The sequence below is a fragment of the Amycolatopsis sp. NPDC024027 genome, assembly GCF_040638975.1.
Classification (GTDB): Bacteria; Actinomycetota; Actinomycetes; order Mycobacteriales; family Pseudonocardiaceae; genus Amycolatopsis.
This window is the reverse complement of record NZ_JBEZYY010000008.1, coordinates 202,145-219,172: the sequence shown is the minus strand read 5'-3', so window position 1 is coordinate 219,172 and position 17,028 is coordinate 202,145. Positions and strand designations below refer to the sequence as shown.

Annotated in this window: 15 protein-coding genes; 7 read left to right on the top strand and 8 right to left on the bottom strand. The window is 70.5% G+C overall.

The window, feature by feature from the left end:
• Nucleotides 1-192 precede the first annotated feature (192 nt).
• The 4 genes from AB0F52_RS21855 to AB0F52_RS21840 are packed head-to-tail and all read right to left on the bottom strand — an operon-like array spanning nt 193 to nt 5,584.
• Nucleotides 193-1,440, bottom strand: coding sequence for a cytochrome P450 (locus AB0F52_RS21855; protein WP_360173751.1), 1,248 nt, complete (start codon nt 1,438-1,440; stop codon nt 193-195).
• A gap of 30 nt (nt 1,441-1,470) precedes the next feature.
• Entirely contained in the window at nt 1,471-2,712 is a 1,242-nt protein-coding gene (locus AB0F52_RS21850) for a macrolide family glycosyltransferase (protein WP_360173748.1), read from the bottom strand.
• Nucleotides 2,709-3,938: a macrolide family glycosyltransferase gene (locus AB0F52_RS21845; protein ID WP_360173745.1), complete on the bottom strand. Its 1,230-nt coding sequence runs from the start codon at nt 3,936-3,938 to the stop codon at nt 2,709-2,711. The genes AB0F52_RS21850 and AB0F52_RS21845 overlap by 4 nt, the downstream gene beginning before the upstream one ends.
• Nucleotides 3,939-3,955: 17 nt before the next feature.
• On the bottom strand, nt 3,956-5,584 hold the full coding sequence (locus AB0F52_RS21840) for a beta-N-acetylhexosaminidase (RefSeq protein WP_360173742.1): 1,629 nt from the start codon (nt 5,582-5,584) through the stop codon (nt 3,956-3,958).
• A gap of 280 nt (nt 5,585-5,864) precedes the next feature.
• On the opposite strand from AB0F52_RS21840, the gene AB0F52_RS21835 reads away from it, so the two are divergent.
• Together AB0F52_RS21835 and AB0F52_RS21830 are read left to right on the top strand one after the other, a co-directional pair.
• Nucleotides 5,865-6,974: a DegT/DnrJ/EryC1/StrS family aminotransferase gene (locus tag AB0F52_RS21835; protein ID WP_360173739.1), complete on the top strand. Its 1,110-nt coding sequence runs from the start codon at nt 5,865-5,867 to the stop codon at nt 6,972-6,974.
• Nucleotides 6,975-6,987: 13 nt separating this feature from the next.
• Nucleotides 6,988-8,250 (top strand): activator-dependent family glycosyltransferase, encoded by a 1,263-nt coding sequence (locus AB0F52_RS21830; RefSeq protein ID WP_360173736.1) that lies wholly within the window; start codon nt 6,988-6,990, stop codon nt 8,248-8,250.
• 118 nt (nt 8,251-8,368) lie between these two features.
• Here the strand turns inward: AB0F52_RS21830 and AB0F52_RS21825 are convergent, their stop codons facing one another.
• From AB0F52_RS21825 to rfbC, 3 genes are all read right to left on the bottom strand, one after another.
• Nucleotides 8,369-8,470 (bottom strand): CGNR zinc finger domain-containing protein, encoded by a 102-nt coding sequence (locus tag AB0F52_RS21825; protein WP_360174024.1) that lies wholly within the window; start codon nt 8,468-8,470, stop codon nt 8,369-8,371.
• 203 nt (nt 8,471-8,673) lie between these two features.
• Nucleotides 8,674-10,080, bottom strand: a complete 1,407-nt coding sequence (locus AB0F52_RS21820) for an NDP-hexose 2,3-dehydratase family protein (protein WP_360173733.1) — start codon at nt 10,078-10,080, stop codon at nt 8,674-8,676.
• 118 nt (nt 10,081-10,198) lie between these two features.
• Complete coding sequence (gene rfbC / locus AB0F52_RS21815; protein WP_360173730.1) at nt 10,199-10,792, bottom strand: dTDP-4-dehydrorhamnose 3,5-epimerase; 594 nt, start codon at nt 10,790-10,792, stop codon at nt 10,199-10,201.
• A gap of 185 nt (nt 10,793-10,977) precedes the next feature.
• Between rfbC and AB0F52_RS21810 the strand changes: the two genes are divergently transcribed.
• Genes AB0F52_RS21810 through AB0F52_RS21795 form a run of 4 tightly spaced genes read left to right on the top strand, consistent with a single transcriptional unit; the run spans nt 10,978 to nt 15,029 of the window.
• Nucleotides 10,978-12,192, top strand: a complete 1,215-nt coding sequence (locus tag AB0F52_RS21810; protein WP_360173727.1) for a macrolide family glycosyltransferase — start codon at nt 10,978-10,980, stop codon at nt 12,190-12,192.
• Between the two features lie 49 nt (nt 12,193-12,241).
• Nucleotides 12,242-13,222, top strand: a complete 981-nt coding sequence (locus AB0F52_RS21805) for an ATP-binding cassette domain-containing protein (RefSeq protein WP_360173724.1) — start codon at nt 12,242-12,244, stop codon at nt 13,220-13,222.
• Between the two features lie 26 nt (nt 13,223-13,248).
• The gene (locus AB0F52_RS21800; protein WP_360174021.1) at nt 13,249-14,094 is read left to right on the top strand and encodes an ABC transporter permease; all 846 of its coding nucleotides are present in this window, start codon (nt 13,249-13,251) and stop codon (nt 14,092-14,094) included.
• 53 nt (nt 14,095-14,147) lie between these two features.
• Nucleotides 14,148-15,029 (top strand): TIGR03621 family F420-dependent LLM class oxidoreductase, encoded by an 882-nt coding sequence (locus tag AB0F52_RS21795; protein WP_360173721.1) that lies wholly within the window; start codon nt 14,148-14,150, stop codon nt 15,027-15,029.
• A gap of 114 nt (nt 15,030-15,143) precedes the next feature.
• On the opposite strand, the gene AB0F52_RS21790 is transcribed toward AB0F52_RS21795, so the two are convergent.
• Nucleotides 15,144-16,361, bottom strand: coding sequence for a class I SAM-dependent methyltransferase (locus AB0F52_RS21790; RefSeq protein WP_360173718.1), 1,218 nt, complete (start codon nt 16,359-16,361; stop codon nt 15,144-15,146).
• A gap of 262 nt (nt 16,362-16,623) precedes the next feature.
• Here AB0F52_RS21790 and AB0F52_RS21785 point away from each other — a divergent pair, with 262 nt between their 5' ends.
• The gene (locus AB0F52_RS21785; protein ID WP_360173715.1) at nt 16,624-16,947 is read left to right on the top strand and encodes a hypothetical protein; all 324 of its coding nucleotides are present in this window, start codon (nt 16,624-16,626) and stop codon (nt 16,945-16,947) included.
• Nucleotides 16,948-17,028 lie beyond the last annotated feature (81 nt).

Sequence of the window (17,028 nt, the reverse complement as noted above, 5' to 3'; positions counted from 1 at the left end):
TGCGATGTCAGCTCCTCGAGAAGTCGGCCGGGCGGTGCCGGCGAGCCGACCGATGTCTTCACAGTGCCGGGTCACCCACCGGCCGCACGAGGGCGGCGAGGAAGTTCTAGGTGGACCACTAACTCCGGCCCTTCCGCAGCCGGGCCCGTCAATCCACAGTGGACTGACGGGCCGACCGGGCGCGGAAGGTGGTCAACCGTCGGTCTCGTCCCAGGTCACGGGGAGCCGGTAGACGCCGTAGTGGAGCATGTCCTCCTTCGTCGGCACCTCGTCGGCGGGGACGGCCAGCCGCAGCGAGCCGAACCGCTCGAACAGCGCGCGGTAGCCGATGCGGAGGGTCAGCCGGGCCAGGTGCTGGCCGAGGCACTGGTGCACCCCGTGCCCGAACGCCACGTGCCCCTGGGTGTTGCGGCCGAGGTCGAGGACGCCCGGATCGGGGAACCGCGCCGGGTCCCGGTTCGCCACCGGCAGCGCCACGACGACGGTCTGGCCCTGCTCGATCGTTTCGCCGCCGATCTCCACGTCCGTCAGCGCCGCCCGGCTCGCGCCGAGGTGCGAGACCGTCAGGTAGCGCAGCAGCTCCTCGACCGCGTTGTCCAGCAGCTCGGGCTCCGCACGCAGGCGGGCGAGCTGCTCCGGGTGCTCCAGCAGGGCGAAGACCCCGAGTCCCAGCATGTTCCCGCTGGTGTCGAAGCCGCCGCCGAGCAGCGCCCAGGCGATGTTGATCAGCTCGCCGTCGGTGAGCTCCCCGGTCGCGGCCAGCTCGCCGAGCAGGTCCGGTGTCGGGTTCTCCCGCTTCTGCCGCACGATCTCCGTCAGCAGCCGGCCGAGCTCGACGACCGCCTCGGTCAGCTCTTCGACCGTGTAGGACATCCGGGAGACGACGGCGAGGTGCTTGGCCAGCGGCGCCCGGGGGCCCGGCGGGATGCCCATCAGCTCGCACATCACCCGGATCGGGAACGGTTCGGCGAACAGCTCCACCAGGTCCACCCCCGGGCCCGCGTCGGCGAGCGCGTCGAGGCAGTCCTGCGCGACCTGCTCGATCATCGGGGCCAGCTCACGGACCCGCCGCACCGTGAAGTAGCCGGCGAGCAGCCGGCGGTACCGCATGTGCTCCGGCGGGTCCATCGCGATGAACGCGCCCGGTTCCGGCGCCGGCGCGCGGTAGACGACCTGCTCGCGGTCGTCGCCGGTCGGGATCGGCGACGGGATGGACAGCGAGATGAGGTCCTTGCGGTGGCTGAACCGGTCGTCGGCGAGGATGCGCCGCACTTCGTCGAGCCCGGTCGCCACCCAGCCGTCGCGGCCGTCCACGCTCACGGGCATGGCGAGCCGCGCGATCGGGCCCGCCTTCGTCAGCGCCGCGTAGTTCTCGGACGGGTCGAACGGGCAGCGCCGCTCGACGGGCAGCCGCGGGTTCGCGGCCGCGCTGTCGGACATCTTCGTCTCCCCTTGTCGTCGTCCCGGCCGTCACCGTGCGGCCGGCTGAAGCCCTTCCAGCACAGTGAGCCGGTGCTCAAGCACGTCGGCCGCCTTCCGCGCGCCGCCCGCGTCGCGCACGTGTTCGCGCATTTCGGCGACCCGCGCGCGAATTCCCGCGTCCGACGCGGTACCGAGCACCGCCGCGCGCAGCCGCTCCGGCGTCACCGATTCGCGATCCAGCCGCGTGGCGAGCCCGAGTTCGAGCAGCCGGCGCGTGTTGAGGTGCTGTTCGGTGTGGTGCGGGACGACGACGAGCGGCACCCCGAAGTACAGGGACTCCAGCACGCTGCCCATGCCCGCCTGGCACACCACGAGGTCCGCGTGCGGCAGGACCGCGGCGTGCGGGATCCACTGGTGGACCTCGACGTTCGGCGGCGGCGTGCCGATGTCCTCGAGCCGGAGCCTGCCGCCGAGGGTCAGCACGAAGTGCCACGGCAGGCCCGCGAAGGCCCGCAGGCAGTCGCGGAAGAACTCGGGCCGGTCGTTCACCGTCGTCCCCAGCGTCACGAGCACCACCCGCTTGCCGTCCGGCGGGCTCCAGTCGTGGTCCGCGGCAGCGTCGGCGGGCGGGCCGACGAAGGTGTAGCCGGCGCCGAAGGTTTCGGCGGCCGGCTGGAACCGCTTCGGGACGAAGACCAGGTTGACCTCGTTGCGGCCCTCGTACAGCCGGACCAGCGAGGCGTCGTCGACGCCGTACTCCGCCGCGTACCCGGTGATCAGCCGGTCGAACTCGACGAGCCCCGGGTGCGCGGGGTCGAGCGGGCCGACATCGCTGCCGCCCTCGCCGAGAATGCTCGCGCCGTCTTCGTTGAGCGAAAAGCTCTCGTTCGAGGCGAAGGTGGGGATCAGCTGGACGGACGGCAGCCCGGTCCGCCACGCGGTGAACCGCCCCGGCGCCCACAACGTCGTGTCGTAAGCGAGCAGGTCGGGCGGATCGGCGGCGAAGGCGGCGTCGATGCCCGGCGCGACGGCCATGGTCATCGACAGCAGGTTCGTGGGCAGCCACGCGGCTTCGTCCGCGGTGTGGTATTCCGAGGGCGGTCCCGTCCCCAATTCCGCGGAATAGGCGACCGGGCGGGCACCCGTGGCCGCCACGCGGTCGGCGAAGGTCGGCGTGGTGAAACAGGTCACGCGGTGTCCCCGCGCGGTCAGCTCGGCGAGCACGGGCAGCACCGGCGTCGTGTGCCCGTACGCCGGATAGGGCAGGAAAGCGAAGTGCCGGCGGTTCATCGCGACTTCGCCACCGCTTCGATGGCGTCGGCCGCGGCCGACGTCCCGCCCGCGGCGCGGATCTCGTCCCGCATCTTCGCGACCCGTTCCTTGGCCGCGTCGTCGCCGGCGAGCCCGAGCACCGCCGTGCGCAGGGTTTCCGCGTCGGCGTCCGCGGGCATCACCATGCGCCCGAGCCCGAGTTCGACCAGGCGCTCGCCGATCAGCTGCTGCTCCCCGAGCCGGGGCACGACCACCGGCGGCACCCCGAAGTACAGCGCCTCCATGGTGGTGCCCATCCCGGCGTGCGCGAGCAGCGCGTCGGCCCGCCGCAGCACTTCCAGCTGCGGGACCCAGGGCACGACCTCGAAGTTCGCGGGCAGCGGCTCGAGTTCGCCGGGCTTGACCTGAGTACCGACCGCCATCACGACGGTCCAGTCCACGTCGCCGAAAGCGCGGACGCACTGGCGGTAGAACTCCGCCCGGTTTTCGTAGCCGTGGCTGCCCATCGTGATCAGCAGCAGCGGCCGGTCGCCGGCGGGCGGGGTCCACCGGCCGTCCCCGGCACGCAGGCCGTTGCCGAGCGACGGACCGGTGAACGCGAAGCCGTCGCCGAAGGTTTCGGCGCCGAGCTGGAACGATTTCGGCAGGAACACGACGGAGAGGTCCTCGCCGCCCGCGCCGAACTCCTCGACCGGCAAGTCCGCGAAGCCGTGCTCGTCCAAAGTGGACCGCATAACCTTGCCGAGCTCGGCGAACGAAGGGTGGGTGAAGTCGAGCTGGATGTCGCTCAGCTCCGCCAGCCGCGCGTACGGCGAGTATTCGGCGTTGGCGGCGAACGTGGTGCAGGTCTGCACGCTCGGCAGCGACCACTTCCGCGCCAGCAGCCGGCCCGTGTGGTGCGCGTACTGGTCGAACACGATCAGGTCGGGAACGTCGCCGGTGAGCCGCTCCACCGCCGCTTCCAGCGGCGCGAAGCCTTCCAGGACCTGCGCGAGCATGGCGTTGGCCGCGTCGTCGGCGGTCGGCTTCTCGGGAATCGCGACGTCTTCCCAGTTTTCGGGCGTCGTCGACGCGTACTCGAGCACGGTCGCGCCGGCGTCGGCCACCGCGCCGGCGTACTGCCGGGGAACGGCATAGGTGACGCGGTGCCCGCGGCGGACGAGCTCGGCGACCACCGGCAGCGACGGGTTGAGGTGCCCGTGGGCCGGATAGTTGAAGAAAGCCAGGTGCTTGGTCTCGGGCATGATGATGACTCCGTTCGCTACCGGGTTTCCCGCGGGGGCCAGGCGATCTGCGGCGAGCGGTAGTAGCCGACGCCGGTCAGGTCCCAGTGCGGCCCCTGTGCGGCGAGCCGGTCGCGGAAGGAGGTCCAGTCGTGGGTGGCCGCGGGAGACCAGCCGATCTCCGCGATCGCGGGCAGCCGGGGGAAGGCGAGGATGTCGATGTCCGGCCGTTCGAAGACCAGCTCGGTGAACAGCGGGGCCGAGACACCGATGACGGACTTCTCGTCGATTCCGGGGACGACCGTCTCCGGCTCCCAGTCGTAGGCGTCGCGCACCTCGATGTAGCCGGCCCAGAACTGCCCGACCGGGTACGCGGGGTTGTTCTCGTCGTACTTCATGTCGAGGTAGGCGTGCTCCACCGGGGACATGACCAGCTTCGCCCCGTGCTTGCTCGCGTCGGCGACGGCCTGCTGGTCGACCTCCTCGGGGAACCAGATCTGCGCGGTGGTCCGCGCCGGATCGGTCGAGCCGGCCACCTCCTGCCAGCCGAGGAGCTTCTTGCCGTACTTCGCCACGATCGCCTGCACCCGCTGCATATAGGTGCGGTACTGATCCGTCGGGACGTCGGTCGCCTCGTCGCCGCCCACGCTCAGGTACGGGCCCGGGGTCAGCGCGGCGACCTGGCGGATCACGTCGTCGAGGAACTCGTAGGTGATCTCCTTGCCGAGGCACAGGGTGCTGTTGGGACTGCCGTAGATGTCGGTGAAGAGCGGCGGCGCGACGCCGTCGCAGTTCAGCTTCGCGTACGACGAGCGCGCGGCGTTCGCGTGCGCGGGCCCTTCGATCTCGGGGATCACGGTCATGAAGTGCGCCCCGGCGTACTCGATGATCGCCCGGTAGTCGTCCTGGGTGAAGAAGCCGCCCCGCTCGCCGCCGACGCCGGTGGACCCGCCCACCGAGGTCAGCCGCGGCCAGCCGGTGATGGCGAGCCGCCAGCCCTGGTCGTCGGTCAGGTGCAGGTGCAGGTAGTTGATCTTGTAGCGGGCGATGTCGTCGATGTACTTCTTCACCTCGGGCACCGTCCAGAAGTGCCGGGCGACGTCCAGCACCGCGCTGCGGTAGCCGTACCGCGGGGAGTCCGTGACCGACCCGCCCGGCAGCGTCCACGGCCCCGGCTGGACCGAGGTCCGCTCGACCTTCGCGGGCAGCAGCTGGCGGACCGTCTGCACGCCGTAGTACAGCCCGGCGGCCCGGTTCGCCTTGATCCGGACCGAATCCGCCGCGATGTCGAGCTGGTAGCCCTCCTCGCCGGCCTGCCCGCCCGCGCCGAGCTGCAGGGAGATTCCGGGCAGCGCCAGTCCCGGCACCGCCGGCACCACCGGCAACGCGAAGCCGGTGGCCGGCCGCAGCTGGGCCGCGAAGTCGTCGGCGACCTGCCGCGCCCGCGGCAGCCGCGGGTCGTAGGAGAGCACCGACCACGGACGCAGCTCGAACGTCACCCCGTTCGCCGGCCGCACGCTCGCCGGGGCCGGGATGACCCTGGCCAGCGACGGGATCCCCTCGGCCGCCACGGCCGGCTGCGCCGCCGGCACCACCAGCCCGGCGACCAGGGCCAGTGCGAGGAACAGGCCCCGGAACCGCCGTCGGACGGTCGTGGATTGCACCATGGTCGGTCCACCTCGTGAATTCTGGGATTGGCCGGGTCCATGGGTATACCGAGCAGGCGCGCACCCCTAGCGGGGAAGCGGATTCCTAGCAGTTTTCTCAGCGCGCGCCCGGCCGGGACGGCTCCGCCCGCGATCGCCGGACCAGGAATTCCCTTAGTACTCGGCAGCGCGGGCTTGTCGCCCGCGCGCGCAGCCGATTGCCTTGGCCCGCTGCCCCCGCTCGCGCACCGTCGCGCCGAGTCGTCCCCCACTCAGCCACTTTCGCAGGAGGTACCCCCGGATGCCCATTCTCACCTGGGACTACAAGCAGGAGTACGAGAACGAGCGGGACGACATCCTCGACGCCGTGGACTCGGTCTTCCGGTCGGGCCAGCTCGTCATGGGCAAGAGCGTCCAGAACTTCGAAGCCGAGTACGCCGCCTACCACGGCATCGAGCACTGTGTCAGCTGTGACAACGGCACGAACGCCATCGTGCTCGCGCTCCGCGCGCTCGGCGTCGGCCGCGGCGACGAGGTCATCACCGTCTCGAACACCGCGGCACCCACCGTCATCGCCATCGACCAGGTCGGCGCGACCCCGGTGTTCGTCGACATCAACCCCGGCGACTACCTGATGAACACCGACCTCGTCGAGGCCGCGATCACCGAACGCACCAAGTGCCTGCTGCCCGTTCACCTCTACGGCCAGTGCGTCGACCTCGCGCCGTTGCGGGCGCTCGCGGCGAAGCACAACCTCAAGCTCCTCGAGGACTGCGCCCAGTCGCACGGCGCGAAGCAGCACGGCACGCTCGCGGGCACGACCGGAGACGCCGCGGCGTTCTCCTTCTACCCCACCAAGGTGCTCGGCGCCTACGGCGACGGCGGGGCGATCGTCACGGCGGACGCCGAGATCGCCGCGAACCTGCGCAGGCTGCGGTACTACGGCATGGAGAAGCAGTACTACGTCGTCGACACCCCCGGCCACAACAGCCGGCTCGACGAGGTGCACGCGGAGATCCTGCGCCGCAAGCTGAAGCGGTTCGACGGCTACCTCGCCGCCCGGCGCCAGGTCGCGCAGCGCTACGCCGAGGGGCTCGGCGACACCGATCTCGTGCTGCCGCAGATCACGCCGGGCAACGACCACGTCTACTACCTCTACGTCGCCCGGCACCCGCGGCGCGAAGAGATCATCGAGCGCATGCGCACCTACGACGTCAACCTGAGCGTGAGCTACCGCTGGCCCGCGCACACGATGACCGGCTTCGCCCACCTCGGCTACGAGAAGGGTTCGCTGCCGGTGACCGAGGAGCTCGCCGACCAGATCTTCTCGCTGCCGATGTACGCCACGCTCTCCGAAGACATCCAGGACAAGGTCATCAGCGCGCTGCGCGAGGTGCTCGCCACCCTCTGAGGGAAGGACCCCGATGCGGGTGCTCTTCGTAACCCTGTCCGAGAAGTCGCACGTCTACGCCATGGCTCCGCTCGGCTGGGCCATGGCCGCGGCCGGGCACGAGGTCCGGATGGCGAGCAATCCCGCGATGGCGCCGGTCATCGCGGGCACCGGGCTCACCGCGGTCTCCGTCGGCGTCGACCACCCGATGCACGACATCGTGCTGGAGGCGCAGCAGAACGGGATGCTGGAGAAGGACTACGCGGCCTGGACCGAAATCTCCAGCGAGGCGCTGAGCTGGGACGAGGTGCTGCTCAAGTCCACCGAGGAACGGATGGGCCTCGACGTCTACAGCAACTCGATGGTGCACGAACTCGTGGAGTTCTGCCTGTCCTGGCGGCCGGACCTGGTCGTCTGGGACCTGCTCACCTTCGCCGGCGCCGTCGCGGCGCGGGTCTGCGGCGCCGCGCACGCGCGGCTGCTGTGGGCCGCCGACGTGTACTCCACCACCCGGGCGGCGTTCCTCGACCTGCGTGCGCAGGACCCCGCGCGCGCCGGCACCGACCCGCTCGGCGAGTGGCTCGGCGGGTACCTCGACCGCTACGGCCACGAGTTCGACGACGAGATCCTCAACGGGCAGTGGAGCATCGACCTGCTCCCCGCCAGCATCCAGCTGCCGCTCCCGGTGCCCCGCGTTCCGGTGCGCTACACGCCCTACAACGGGCCGTCGATCGCGCCGGACTGGGTGCTGCGGCCGCCGGAGAAGCCCCGGGTCTGCCTGACGCCCGGCGTTTCCTTCGGCGTGGACTCGGGCTACCTGCCGGTCCGGACGGTGCTCGACTCGCTGGCCGATCTCGACGTCGAGGTGGTGGCCACGTTCGACCCGGACGAGCTGCCCGCTTCGGAGGTGCCGCCGAACACCCGGGTCACCGGGTTCGTCCCGCTGCACACCCTGCTGCCCAGCTGCTCGGTCACGGTCAACCACGCCGGCTACGGCTCATGGATCACGGCGGCCTACTACGGCGTACCGCAGTTCCTGCTCCCCATCCGCTACGGCGACCTGATGCCGGTGGCCCGCAACCTCGAGTCGGCCGGGGCGGCGTTGTTCGCGGACGGGGCAACGGCCGACGCACAGCAGGTCCGCGACGGCGTGCTCCGGCTGCTGTCGGAACCATCCTTCGCCGACGACGCCGGGGCGCTCCGCGCCGAGATCATGAGTACCCCTTCGGCGGCCGAGATCGTGCCGCACCTGGAGCGCTTGACCATCACCCACCGTTCGAACCGCAGCCTCGTCTGACGGCCGGTCGTCGCAGCGGGAACGAGAGAGGGCCGGACGCGAACGTCCGGCCCTCTCTCGTCTTCGCTGTGCGGCAACCGCCCCGCGGGTGCGGCGGGCCGGCGTGATCGCCCGGCCGTCATGATTCCGCGCGCCGCCGCTCCTGAGCGCGCACCCGGCCTCGGCTGGCGCAGGCGGGCGACGGGCACCAGCGCCGTCGTCCGGCCGGGTCGGCGAACAAACCGCGGCAGTCCTGCTCGGGGCAGGCCCGCAGGTCGTGCCGCAACGGGCCAGTCCGCCAGTCCGCGGCCTGGTGCGCCAACCGTGCGAAGGCGGCGTGCGTGACCGGCGCGAGCGGGTCAGCTCGGAGCGGGCCAGCCAGCCGCGCAGCCGGGCCGCGGTCGGCAGCCGCTCGACCGGCCGGGAGCCGAAGTGGCCACCGTCCTAGCGGATGCCTCGCCCGGCCGCCGTCCCGGCAAGGCTGTGCAGGCAGGCGACGATGCTGCGGGCCTGGATGTTGACGTAGTGGCTGTGCCGCAGCAGGTCCGTGAGCTGAGGCAGCGACAGCCAGCGGTAGTCGGGGAACTTCGCCGGCGGGACGTCGATCCCGGTCTCGACCGCGACGTAGCGGTTCAGCGCGTGGTGGAACCGGCCGCCCTCCTCGGACAGCAGGTTGTCGTACCTGATCTGCGCCGGCCCGGCGGCGAGGAGCTCGCCGAGGAACGGCGGCTGGGCCGCGGCGGGGAGCACCGAGTAGTTCTCCGGTGTGCACTGCACGGTCGGCGCGAGCTCGACCACGTCGACGTACCCCGGCTCGACCCGGGCGTTCATCAGGCAGTGGAGCACCCCGTCGATCCGCTTCACCAGCATGCCGACCACGCCGATCCCGATCGGCTCGATCATCGGCTGGCACCACCGGCGCACCTCGCGCCCGCCCGCGCGCACGTCGACGCCGATCACGTTGAAGAACTTCCCCGACTCGTGCCGGATCGCCGTCCCGTCGCGCTGCCAGCCGCTCACCTCGTTGAGCGGGATGCGGTCGGCGTAGACGTCGGTGCGGGTCCGTGCCTCGGTGATCCACGCGAGCAGGTCGCGCATCCGGGAGCTGTCCGGGGGACCGGCGAAGGGCAGGCAGGACAGCACGGTCCTGGCGTCCATGTTCACCACGTCTTCCTCGTGCAGCAGCGCGTGCACCTGGCCGAGGCTCAGCCAGCAGAAGCCGTCCAGCACCTCGACGTCGGAAGACACCTCGATGATCATGTTGCGGTTGCGCTTCTGGTGGAACCACGAGCCCTGCTCGGACTGCCGGACGTCGGCCACGACCCGGCGGTCTCCCGAGCGGTCGCGGAAGTACTCGAGGTAGGGCACCGGCTTGCCCTGGTGGACCCGGGTGTAGTTGCTGCGGGTCGCCTGGACCGTCGGCGACAGCTGCACGCCGTTGCGGTTGCCCGGTTCCACCTTGGCCTGCATCAGGCAATGGAGTACGCCGTCGAACTCCTTGACCAGGATGCCGAGGATGCCGATCTCGGGCTGGTTGATGATGGGCTGGGTCCAGGCCGGCACCGCGGCGTCGGGCAAGCGGACGTCGAGTCCCTCGACGGTGAAGAACTTGCCGCTCTCGTGCACGATGTTGCCGGTCACCGGGTGGGTGGCCCACCCGGCCAGCTCGTCCAGCGGGATCCGTTCGACGACGGTGTAGTTGCGTTCCGCACAGGCGGCGAACCACCGGTGGAACTCGTCGAGGCCCAGCACCTTACCGTCGGCGCACGACACGGACTTCGCGATCCGTTCGGCGATCGCCGGCTCGTCGTCGACAGGCGGAGGTGCGAGCACCGTGGTGGCGTCGGTCATCTGAGCTCCTCGTCGCACCGGATTCGATGCGGTCAACGTAGGCAGGCCGGGAGTCCGGCCCCCTCGCCGGGCGAGCCACTTTAGTGATTCTCCCAGCCGGGGTGGCCCGGAATTCCTTTCAGGGCAGGGGGAACAGCGCGCGGCACCGCTCGTAGTCCGGCAGCATCTCGCGGGCGGCGGCCTCGTCGAGGGTCACCGCCGCGGTGTCGCGTTCGGACATGAGCGGCTCCATGCCCGCCGGGATGGGCAGGCCGATCCGCGGGTCGAGCGGGCTGATCGAGAGCTCCTCGCTCGGCACGTACCGCGTCGAGCACAGGTAGGACATCACGGTGTCGTCCTCCAGCGCGATGAACGCGTGGCCGAGGCCCTCCGCGAGGTAGAGCGAGCGGAACGACTCGCCGTCCAGCTCGACGGCGTCCCAATCGCCGAACGTGGGCGAGCCGACCCGCAGGTCGACCGCGATGTCGAGGGCACGGCCGCGCGCGCAGTACACGTGCTTGTAGCCGGCCGGGGGCATCGCGGTGAAGTGGATCCCGCGCACGACACCGCGCCGCGAAGTGCTGTGGATCGTCCTCGACAGCTCGAAGGGCCGCCCGGTCGCCTCGCTGAACCCGGGCTCCTCGAACGGCGACACGAACGTTCCGCGGTCATCGGTGTACACGACGGGGGTGAACTCGACGGCGCCGGAGATGGACAGCTGGCGTGCTTTCACGACGCCCGACCCTAGGAGGGGACCCGGGGTGTACACCGATGACCGCGCGAACAATGGGGAATCGACTAGGACTGGCACGCGGTCGGCCGCCGGGCGACGGTACATGCCCGACCATGACACTGATCGCCGGCCTGTGCCCGGCGATCAGTCACGCCCGTTCTCCCGAAACGAGGGTCGGACCACCGATGACCGGTCACATCGCGTTCTTCAGCTTCCCGGCGTACGCCCACATCGCGCCGACACTGCCCGTTGTGGAGGAACTGGTCGAGCGCGGGCACCGGGTCACCTACGCGGTCGCCGGCCGGTTCGCCGGCAAGGTGGCCGCCACCGGGGCGGCCGTCCTGCCGTACGACTCGACGTTTCCCTGGGAGAAGGGGCTTTCCGGCGCCGGGACCAAGGCCGCGATGACCGAGATGGTGACCAGCTTCGTCACCGAGGCGCTCTCGTCGCTGCCGGCCGCGTTCGACCGCTTCGCCGACGACGTCCCCGACCTGTTCGTGCACGACCACGCGGCCTCCGAGACCGCGCGCATCCTCGCCAAGGCCTGGGACCGCCCGGTCGTGCAGACCGTGCCGACGATCGCCTCCAGCGAACGGTTCTCCATGCGCCAGGAGCAGAACAAGCACGCGGCCGGCGGGCCCGCCCTGCAGCCGGACGACCCGGCTCTCGTCGAGTTCTTCACGCGGCAGCAGGAGCTGCTCGACCGGTTCGGCCTCGGCGACGTCGACATCGACGGCTTCGGGGCCGAACACGGCCCCAACATCGTGTTCGTGCCGCGGGAGTTCCAGATCTTCGGCGACGAGTTCGACGACCGGTTCGCGTTCGTCGGGCCGTGCCTCGGGCACGACGAGCCGGACACCGGCTGGTCGCCGCCGGCGGACGGCCGCCCGGTCGTGCTGGTTTCGCTCGGCACCTCCTACAGCCCCGGCCGCGTCGAGTTCTTCACTCGGTGTGCGCACGCGTTCGCCGGCACCCGGTGGCACGTCGTCATGACGCTCGGCTCCACGATCGCCCCGGCCGACCTCGGCCCGCTGCCGGCGAACGTCGAGGCCCGCCAGTGGGTTCCGCACCTCGAAGTCCTCCGGCACGCCGCCGTCTTCGTCACGCACGCGGGCATGGGCAGTGTCATGGAGGCGCTCAGCACCGGCGTTCCGATGGTGTGCGTGCCGCAGCAGGTCGACCAGCGCGTGATCGCGGGCCAGGTCGCCGCGCTCGGCCTCGGCCGGACCGCCCCCGGCCCGCTGGACCCCGCCGAACTGGTCGAGGCGGTCGACGCCGTGGCCGTCGACGGTGTGCACCGCGCCGCGCTGCGCGACATGCGCACGCACCTGCGCAACGCGGGCGGGGCCGGCAAGGCGGCCGAAGTACTGGAAGGTTGCCTGGCCGGGGCGACCGCGTGACCCACGACGACGAGAACCGGGTTCCGCACCCGGGAGGAGGCCGCACCTCATGACCGAGTCCGCGATCGAGGTCGACCGGCTCAGCAAGAGCTTCGGCGACGTGCACGCCCTCGACGAGGTGAGCCTGACCGTACCGAGGGGCAGCGTCTGCGGCCTGCTCGGCCACAACGGTGCGGGCAAGACGACGCTGGTCAACATGCTGAGCACGCTCTTGCTGCCGACCGGCGGCACCGCCACCGTCGCCGGCTTCGACGTCGTCCGCGAAGGCGCGCAAGTGCGCCGGCGCATCGGCCTGACCGGCCAGTTCGCCTCCGTCGACGAAAACCTGACCGGATTCCACAACCTGGTGCTCATCGCCCGGCTGCTCGGCGCCTCCAAACGGGACGCGCGGACGCGGGCCGGCGAACTGCTCGACGTGATGGGCCTGGTCGAGGCGGGGCAGCGGCTCGCGAAGACGTACTCGGGCGGCATGCGGCGGCGGCTCGACCTCGCGGCCAGCCTCGTCGGCAAACCGGAGCTCATCTTCCTCGACGAACCGACGACCGGGCTCGACCCCTCGGCACGCATCACGATGTGGCAGCTCGTCAAGCGCCTCGTGCGCGAGGGCACCACGGTGCTGCTGACCACCCAGCTGCTCGACGAGGCCGAACAGCTGGCCGACTCGATCACCCTGCTGTCGCAGGGAAAGGTCGTCGTTTCGGGCACCCCCGCCGAGCTGAAGGCCAGGGTCGGCAAGCGGACGGTCACGATCACGCTGGCCTCCACGGCGGACATCCCGGCGGCGACCACGGCCTTGCTGGACGTCGGGCTGCCCCCGCAACGGCCCGGCGGGCGGCCCGGCAGCGACGCCGCCGGGACCGAAGATGCCGAGCCCGAGCTCTCGGTGCCCGCCGAAAGCCCCGCCGATCTGGCGCGCGTCGTGCGCGCACTCGACGACGCGGACGTGACACCACGCCGGCTCGCGCTGGTCGAACCGCGCCTCGACGACGTGTACCTGGCCTTCACCCATCCCGCGCCGAGCGCGGCCTGACCCCCGGGGGTAAGAACGTGACGACGATGACGCCGGGGCAGCGCACGGCCGGTGAACTCGCGCCATCGGGAGTCGATGTCAGCACCTGGCACGGCGCGAGCTTTCCGACGCAGGTGGCGCTGCTGACCGGCCGGCTGCTGCGGCAGCAGGCGCAGCACCCGCTGTCGGCGCTGCTCGGCCTGCTGCAGCCGATGGTGATCCTCTTCCTCTTCACCCAGGTGTTCACGAAGGTCGTCGCCGGCACCGGCCAGCTGACCGGCGGGATCAGCTACCTGGACTTCCTGATGCCGGCGATCGTCGTCATCGGCGCGTTCACCACCGCGGTGAACTCCGGCGCGGGCATGGTCGAGGAAGTCAAGAACGGGGTGATGGCCCGGCTCCGGTCGCTGCCCATCACCTCGGCGTCGGTGGTGATCGCCCGCAGTCTCGCCGACGCCGTGCGCAACGCCGTCCAGCTGGGCGTCATGCTCGTCGTCGCGGTGCTGGTGTTCGGCTTCCGGCCGGCCGGCGGCGTGCTCGGCACGCTCGGGTGCTGGCTCGTGGCCGTCCTGATCGGCTGGGCGCTGAGCTGGGTGTTCATGGCGCTGGCGACCTGGATCCGGGACGCCGAGCTGACCCAGGTCGCCGGGGCGACCATCATGCTGCCGCTGATGTTCGCCTCGTCGGCCTACGTCCCGATCGACAGCATGACCGAGTGGATGGGCGCGGCGGCGAGGGTCAACCCGATCACCTTCGCCGTCGACACCTCGCGCTCGCTCGCCCTCGGGCTGCCGCTGGAGAGCGGTCCGCTGTGGGCCCTGTTCGTTTCGATCGCCGGCGTCGCCGGCTCGATCGTCCTGGCACTGCGGGGTTTCCGGCGACGGCAGGCGTGACTCCGCCGCAGACCGCGGTTCGGGGGGAAGACACGGAATCGAGGACAGCGCCCATGATGAAACGACCGTTTCGCTTCGGTGTCGTACTGATGTCCGAGGGCTGCTCCCGCGAGGAATGGGTCGCGAAGAGCCGGCGCGCGGAGGACCTGGGCTACGACGTCATCTCCGCGGCCGACCACCTCAACCTCACGTCGCCGTTCCCGTCGGTGCTGCTGACCGCGGAGAACACGACGCGACCGCGCGTCGGCACCTACGTGCTCAACGCCGCGTTCCACAACCACACGCTGCTGGCGAGGGATCTCGCGACACTCGACCAGTTCACCAGCGGACGCCTCGAGATCGGTATCGGGACCGGCTACGTCGAGTGGGAGTTCACCTCCGCCGGCGTGCCGTTCGGCTCGCCGGGCACACGCGTCGACCGGCTCGAGTCGGCCGTGACGGAGATCGACCGGGCGCTCGGCGATGCCGGACACCCGAAACCGGTGCAGCTGCCGCGGCCGCCCCTGCTCGTCGGCGGCCACGGCGACCGGGTGCTGCGCCTGGCCGCGCGCCGCGCGGAAACGGTGAGCCTGACCGGGGCGAAGTTCAACCCGGCCTACGGGCGGATGACCATCGCCACGGCCGATCAGATGGACGAGCGCGTCGCCTACGTTCGCGCGTGCGCCGGCCACCGCGCCACCGACGTCGAGCTCAACCTGCTGTCCAAGGCGACCCTGCTGACCACCGACCGCGGCGCGGCGGTCGAGCAGCTCCGGCGGTTCGGGCCCGATCTCGCCGAGGACGAGCTCCTCGGCGCACCGACCGTCCTGGTGGGCACGCCCGCGGACGTCACGGCGAAGCTGCACGAGAACCGCGATCGCTACGGCATCTCCTACACCACCATCATGGAGAACTCCATGGAGAACTTCGGCAAGGTCATCGAAGCCGTCCGCTGAACCGGAACCGCTGAACCGCCAACCCGCTGAAACGCTGGAACACTGAAACAAAAGCGCCGTCGGGGTGACCGGTGTTCTCCGGTCACCCCGCCGGCGCGGGCGGGGACGGGTTCGTCAGACGGTGTGGACGTCCGGCACGTAGAGGATCCACTTGCCGCCGTTCTGGCGGAACTCCTTCTCCTTGGCGAGGATCTCGTCGGCGTGGTTCCACGCGAACAGCAGCGCGTAGTCGGGGTAGGGGTCGCGGAACGCCTCCGGGCCGCGGACCGGGATGTGGCTGCCCGGGGTGAGCCGGTTCTGCTTCTGCGGCGTGCTGTCGCAGACGAACGAGACGAGGTCCGGGCCGAGCCCGCACAGGTTCGCCACGGTCGCGCTCTTGGCGGTGGCGCCGTAGGCGACCACCCGCTTGCCTTCGTCGCGCAGCTTGGTCAGCAGGGCGACGAGGTCGTCCTTGATGGCCGTGACGCGGTTGCCGAACTCCTCGAGGGTCGACAGCTGCGCGAGCCCCCGCGCGTCCTCCTCGGCCAGCAGCGCCTCGACGGCGGCCTTCGGCTCGCGGGCGCCCTGCTTGGCGATCGTGTACCGGACTTCGCCGCCGTGCACGCCGAAGTGTTCGACGTCGACGAGCTCCAGGCCGAACCGGCGGGCCATGTTGCGCACCGCGCGCGCGGTGAACAGGTAGAAGTGCTCGTCGTAGATCTGGTCGAACGACGCGCGCTCGACGATGTCGCCGAGGTAGGGGTCCTCGAACACGAAGATGCCGTTCGGCTTCAGCAGCGCGGCCACGCCGCGGAAGATGGAGTCGAGGTAAGGGATGTGGCAGATCGTGTTCGCCGCGAAGATGACGTCGGCGTTGCCCTCGGCCGCGACGATGTCGAGCGCCTCGGACTCCTCGAAGAAGGCGGTGCGCGTGCGGATTCCCTTGCTGCGCGCGCGCTCGGTGACCGCGCCGGAGGGATCGACGCCGAGGTGCTTCACGCCGGCGTCGGCGATCGCCTTGAGCATCACGCCGTCGTTGCTGCCGACCTCGACGATGAACGGGTCCGGCCCGCTCAGTTCGGTGTCGAGGAAGGCCTGCGCTGTGTGCTCGAAGTGCTTGCGCATCACCTCGGAACCGGAGGAGTAGTACGGGTAGTCCTCGTGGAACATCCTGTCCCGGGGGACTTCCTCCATCAGCTGGACCATCGTGCAGGCACCGCACATGCCGACGGCGAGCCGGTAGAAGAACTCTCCCTCGAGCTTGTCGGGCTCGAGGAAGGCATCAGACAAAGGCTGGCGACCGAAGTCGTAGACTTCGGTGAGGGCGCCGCCGCAGGTACGACATTCAGGCATGTCCTCAACGTAAAGCCCGCTGTTCCGGCGCTCAACGTGTTCTAAGGATGCCCCTAGGTGTACTTGGCCACGAGGCCGGCGCGGGCGTGCCGGCGCCATCATGGGCGAGATCTCCGGGTGCTCCGCGCGAGACCCCGAGCGGCATTTCGGCGCGTCCGGCGTCACATTCCGGCACACCCGTGACTGATCGACCACAAGCGCACTCACTCTGGTAATGTCACCCCCCTAGGTAACACCGGTCAGGACATTCGGGGAAGGTTCCATGGCAAACCTGGAGAGTTGGCAACTAATCGCAGGAGTGGGCGGCGGCATCGTACTGGCCCTGATTTTCCTGTGGGCGCTCGCGGGCTCCGTCGGCGCGGTTTCGGTCACGAAGAAGTCGCCCAAGTCCTCAGCCGCGAACAAGGGCCTCGCCCGTGGCTACGCGCTGCTGGTGCTCGGCCTCGCCGCGTTCCTCGAGGCCAAGGTGCTGTTCAAGGACGGCGAGACCACCCAGTTCACCCTCTTCGGCATCGGCGGCCTGCTGCTGATCATCGCGATCGTGGTGATCATCGGCGCCGAGCGCAAGCAAAAGAAAGGGGTCTGAACACCCACACCCGGGTTAACCACGGCAGAACTTTCCTGAGGGCCGCGCGACGTCTCGTCCGCGGCCCTCAGCCGTGTCCGG

Coding starts and splice junctions, on each gene's coding strand:
- AB0F52_RS21855 (WP_360173751.1), bottom strand. CDS start 1,440: ATGTCCGACAGCGCGGCCGCGAACCCGCGGCTGCCCGTCGAGCGGCGC.
- AB0F52_RS21850 (WP_360173748.1), bottom strand. CDS start 2,712: ATGAACCGCCGGCACTTCGCTTTCCTGCCCTATCCGGCGTACGGGCAC.
- AB0F52_RS21845 (WP_360173745.1), bottom strand. CDS start 3,938: ATGCCCGAGACCAAGCACCTGGCTTTCTTCAACTATCCGGCCCACGGG.
- AB0F52_RS21840 (WP_360173742.1), bottom strand. CDS start 5,584: ATGGTGCAATCCACGACCGTCCGACGGCGGTTCCGGGGCCTGTTCCTC.
- AB0F52_RS21835 (WP_360173739.1), top strand. CDS start 5,865: ATGCCCATTCTCACCTGGGACTACAAGCAGGAGTACGAGAACGAGCGG.
- AB0F52_RS21830 (WP_360173736.1), top strand. CDS start 6,988: ATGCGGGTGCTCTTCGTAACCCTGTCCGAGAAGTCGCACGTCTACGCC.
- AB0F52_RS21820 (WP_360173733.1), bottom strand. CDS start 10,080: ATGACCGACGCCACCACGGTGCTCGCACCTCCGCCTGTCGACGACGAG.
- AB0F52_RS21810 (WP_360173727.1), top strand. CDS start 10,978: ATGACCGGTCACATCGCGTTCTTCAGCTTCCCGGCGTACGCCCACATC.
- AB0F52_RS21805 (WP_360173724.1), top strand. CDS start 12,242: ATGACCGAGTCCGCGATCGAGGTCGACCGGCTCAGCAAGAGCTTCGGC.
- AB0F52_RS21800 (WP_360174021.1), top strand. CDS start 13,249: ATGACGCCGGGGCAGCGCACGGCCGGTGAACTCGCGCCATCGGGAGTC.
- AB0F52_RS21795 (WP_360173721.1), top strand. CDS start 14,148: ATGATGAAACGACCGTTTCGCTTCGGTGTCGTACTGATGTCCGAGGGC.
- AB0F52_RS21790 (WP_360173718.1), bottom strand. CDS start 16,361: ATGCCTGAATGTCGTACCTGCGGCGGCGCCCTCACCGAAGTCTACGAC.
- AB0F52_RS21785 (WP_360173715.1), top strand. CDS start 16,624: ATGGCAAACCTGGAGAGTTGGCAACTAATCGCAGGAGTGGGCGGCGGC.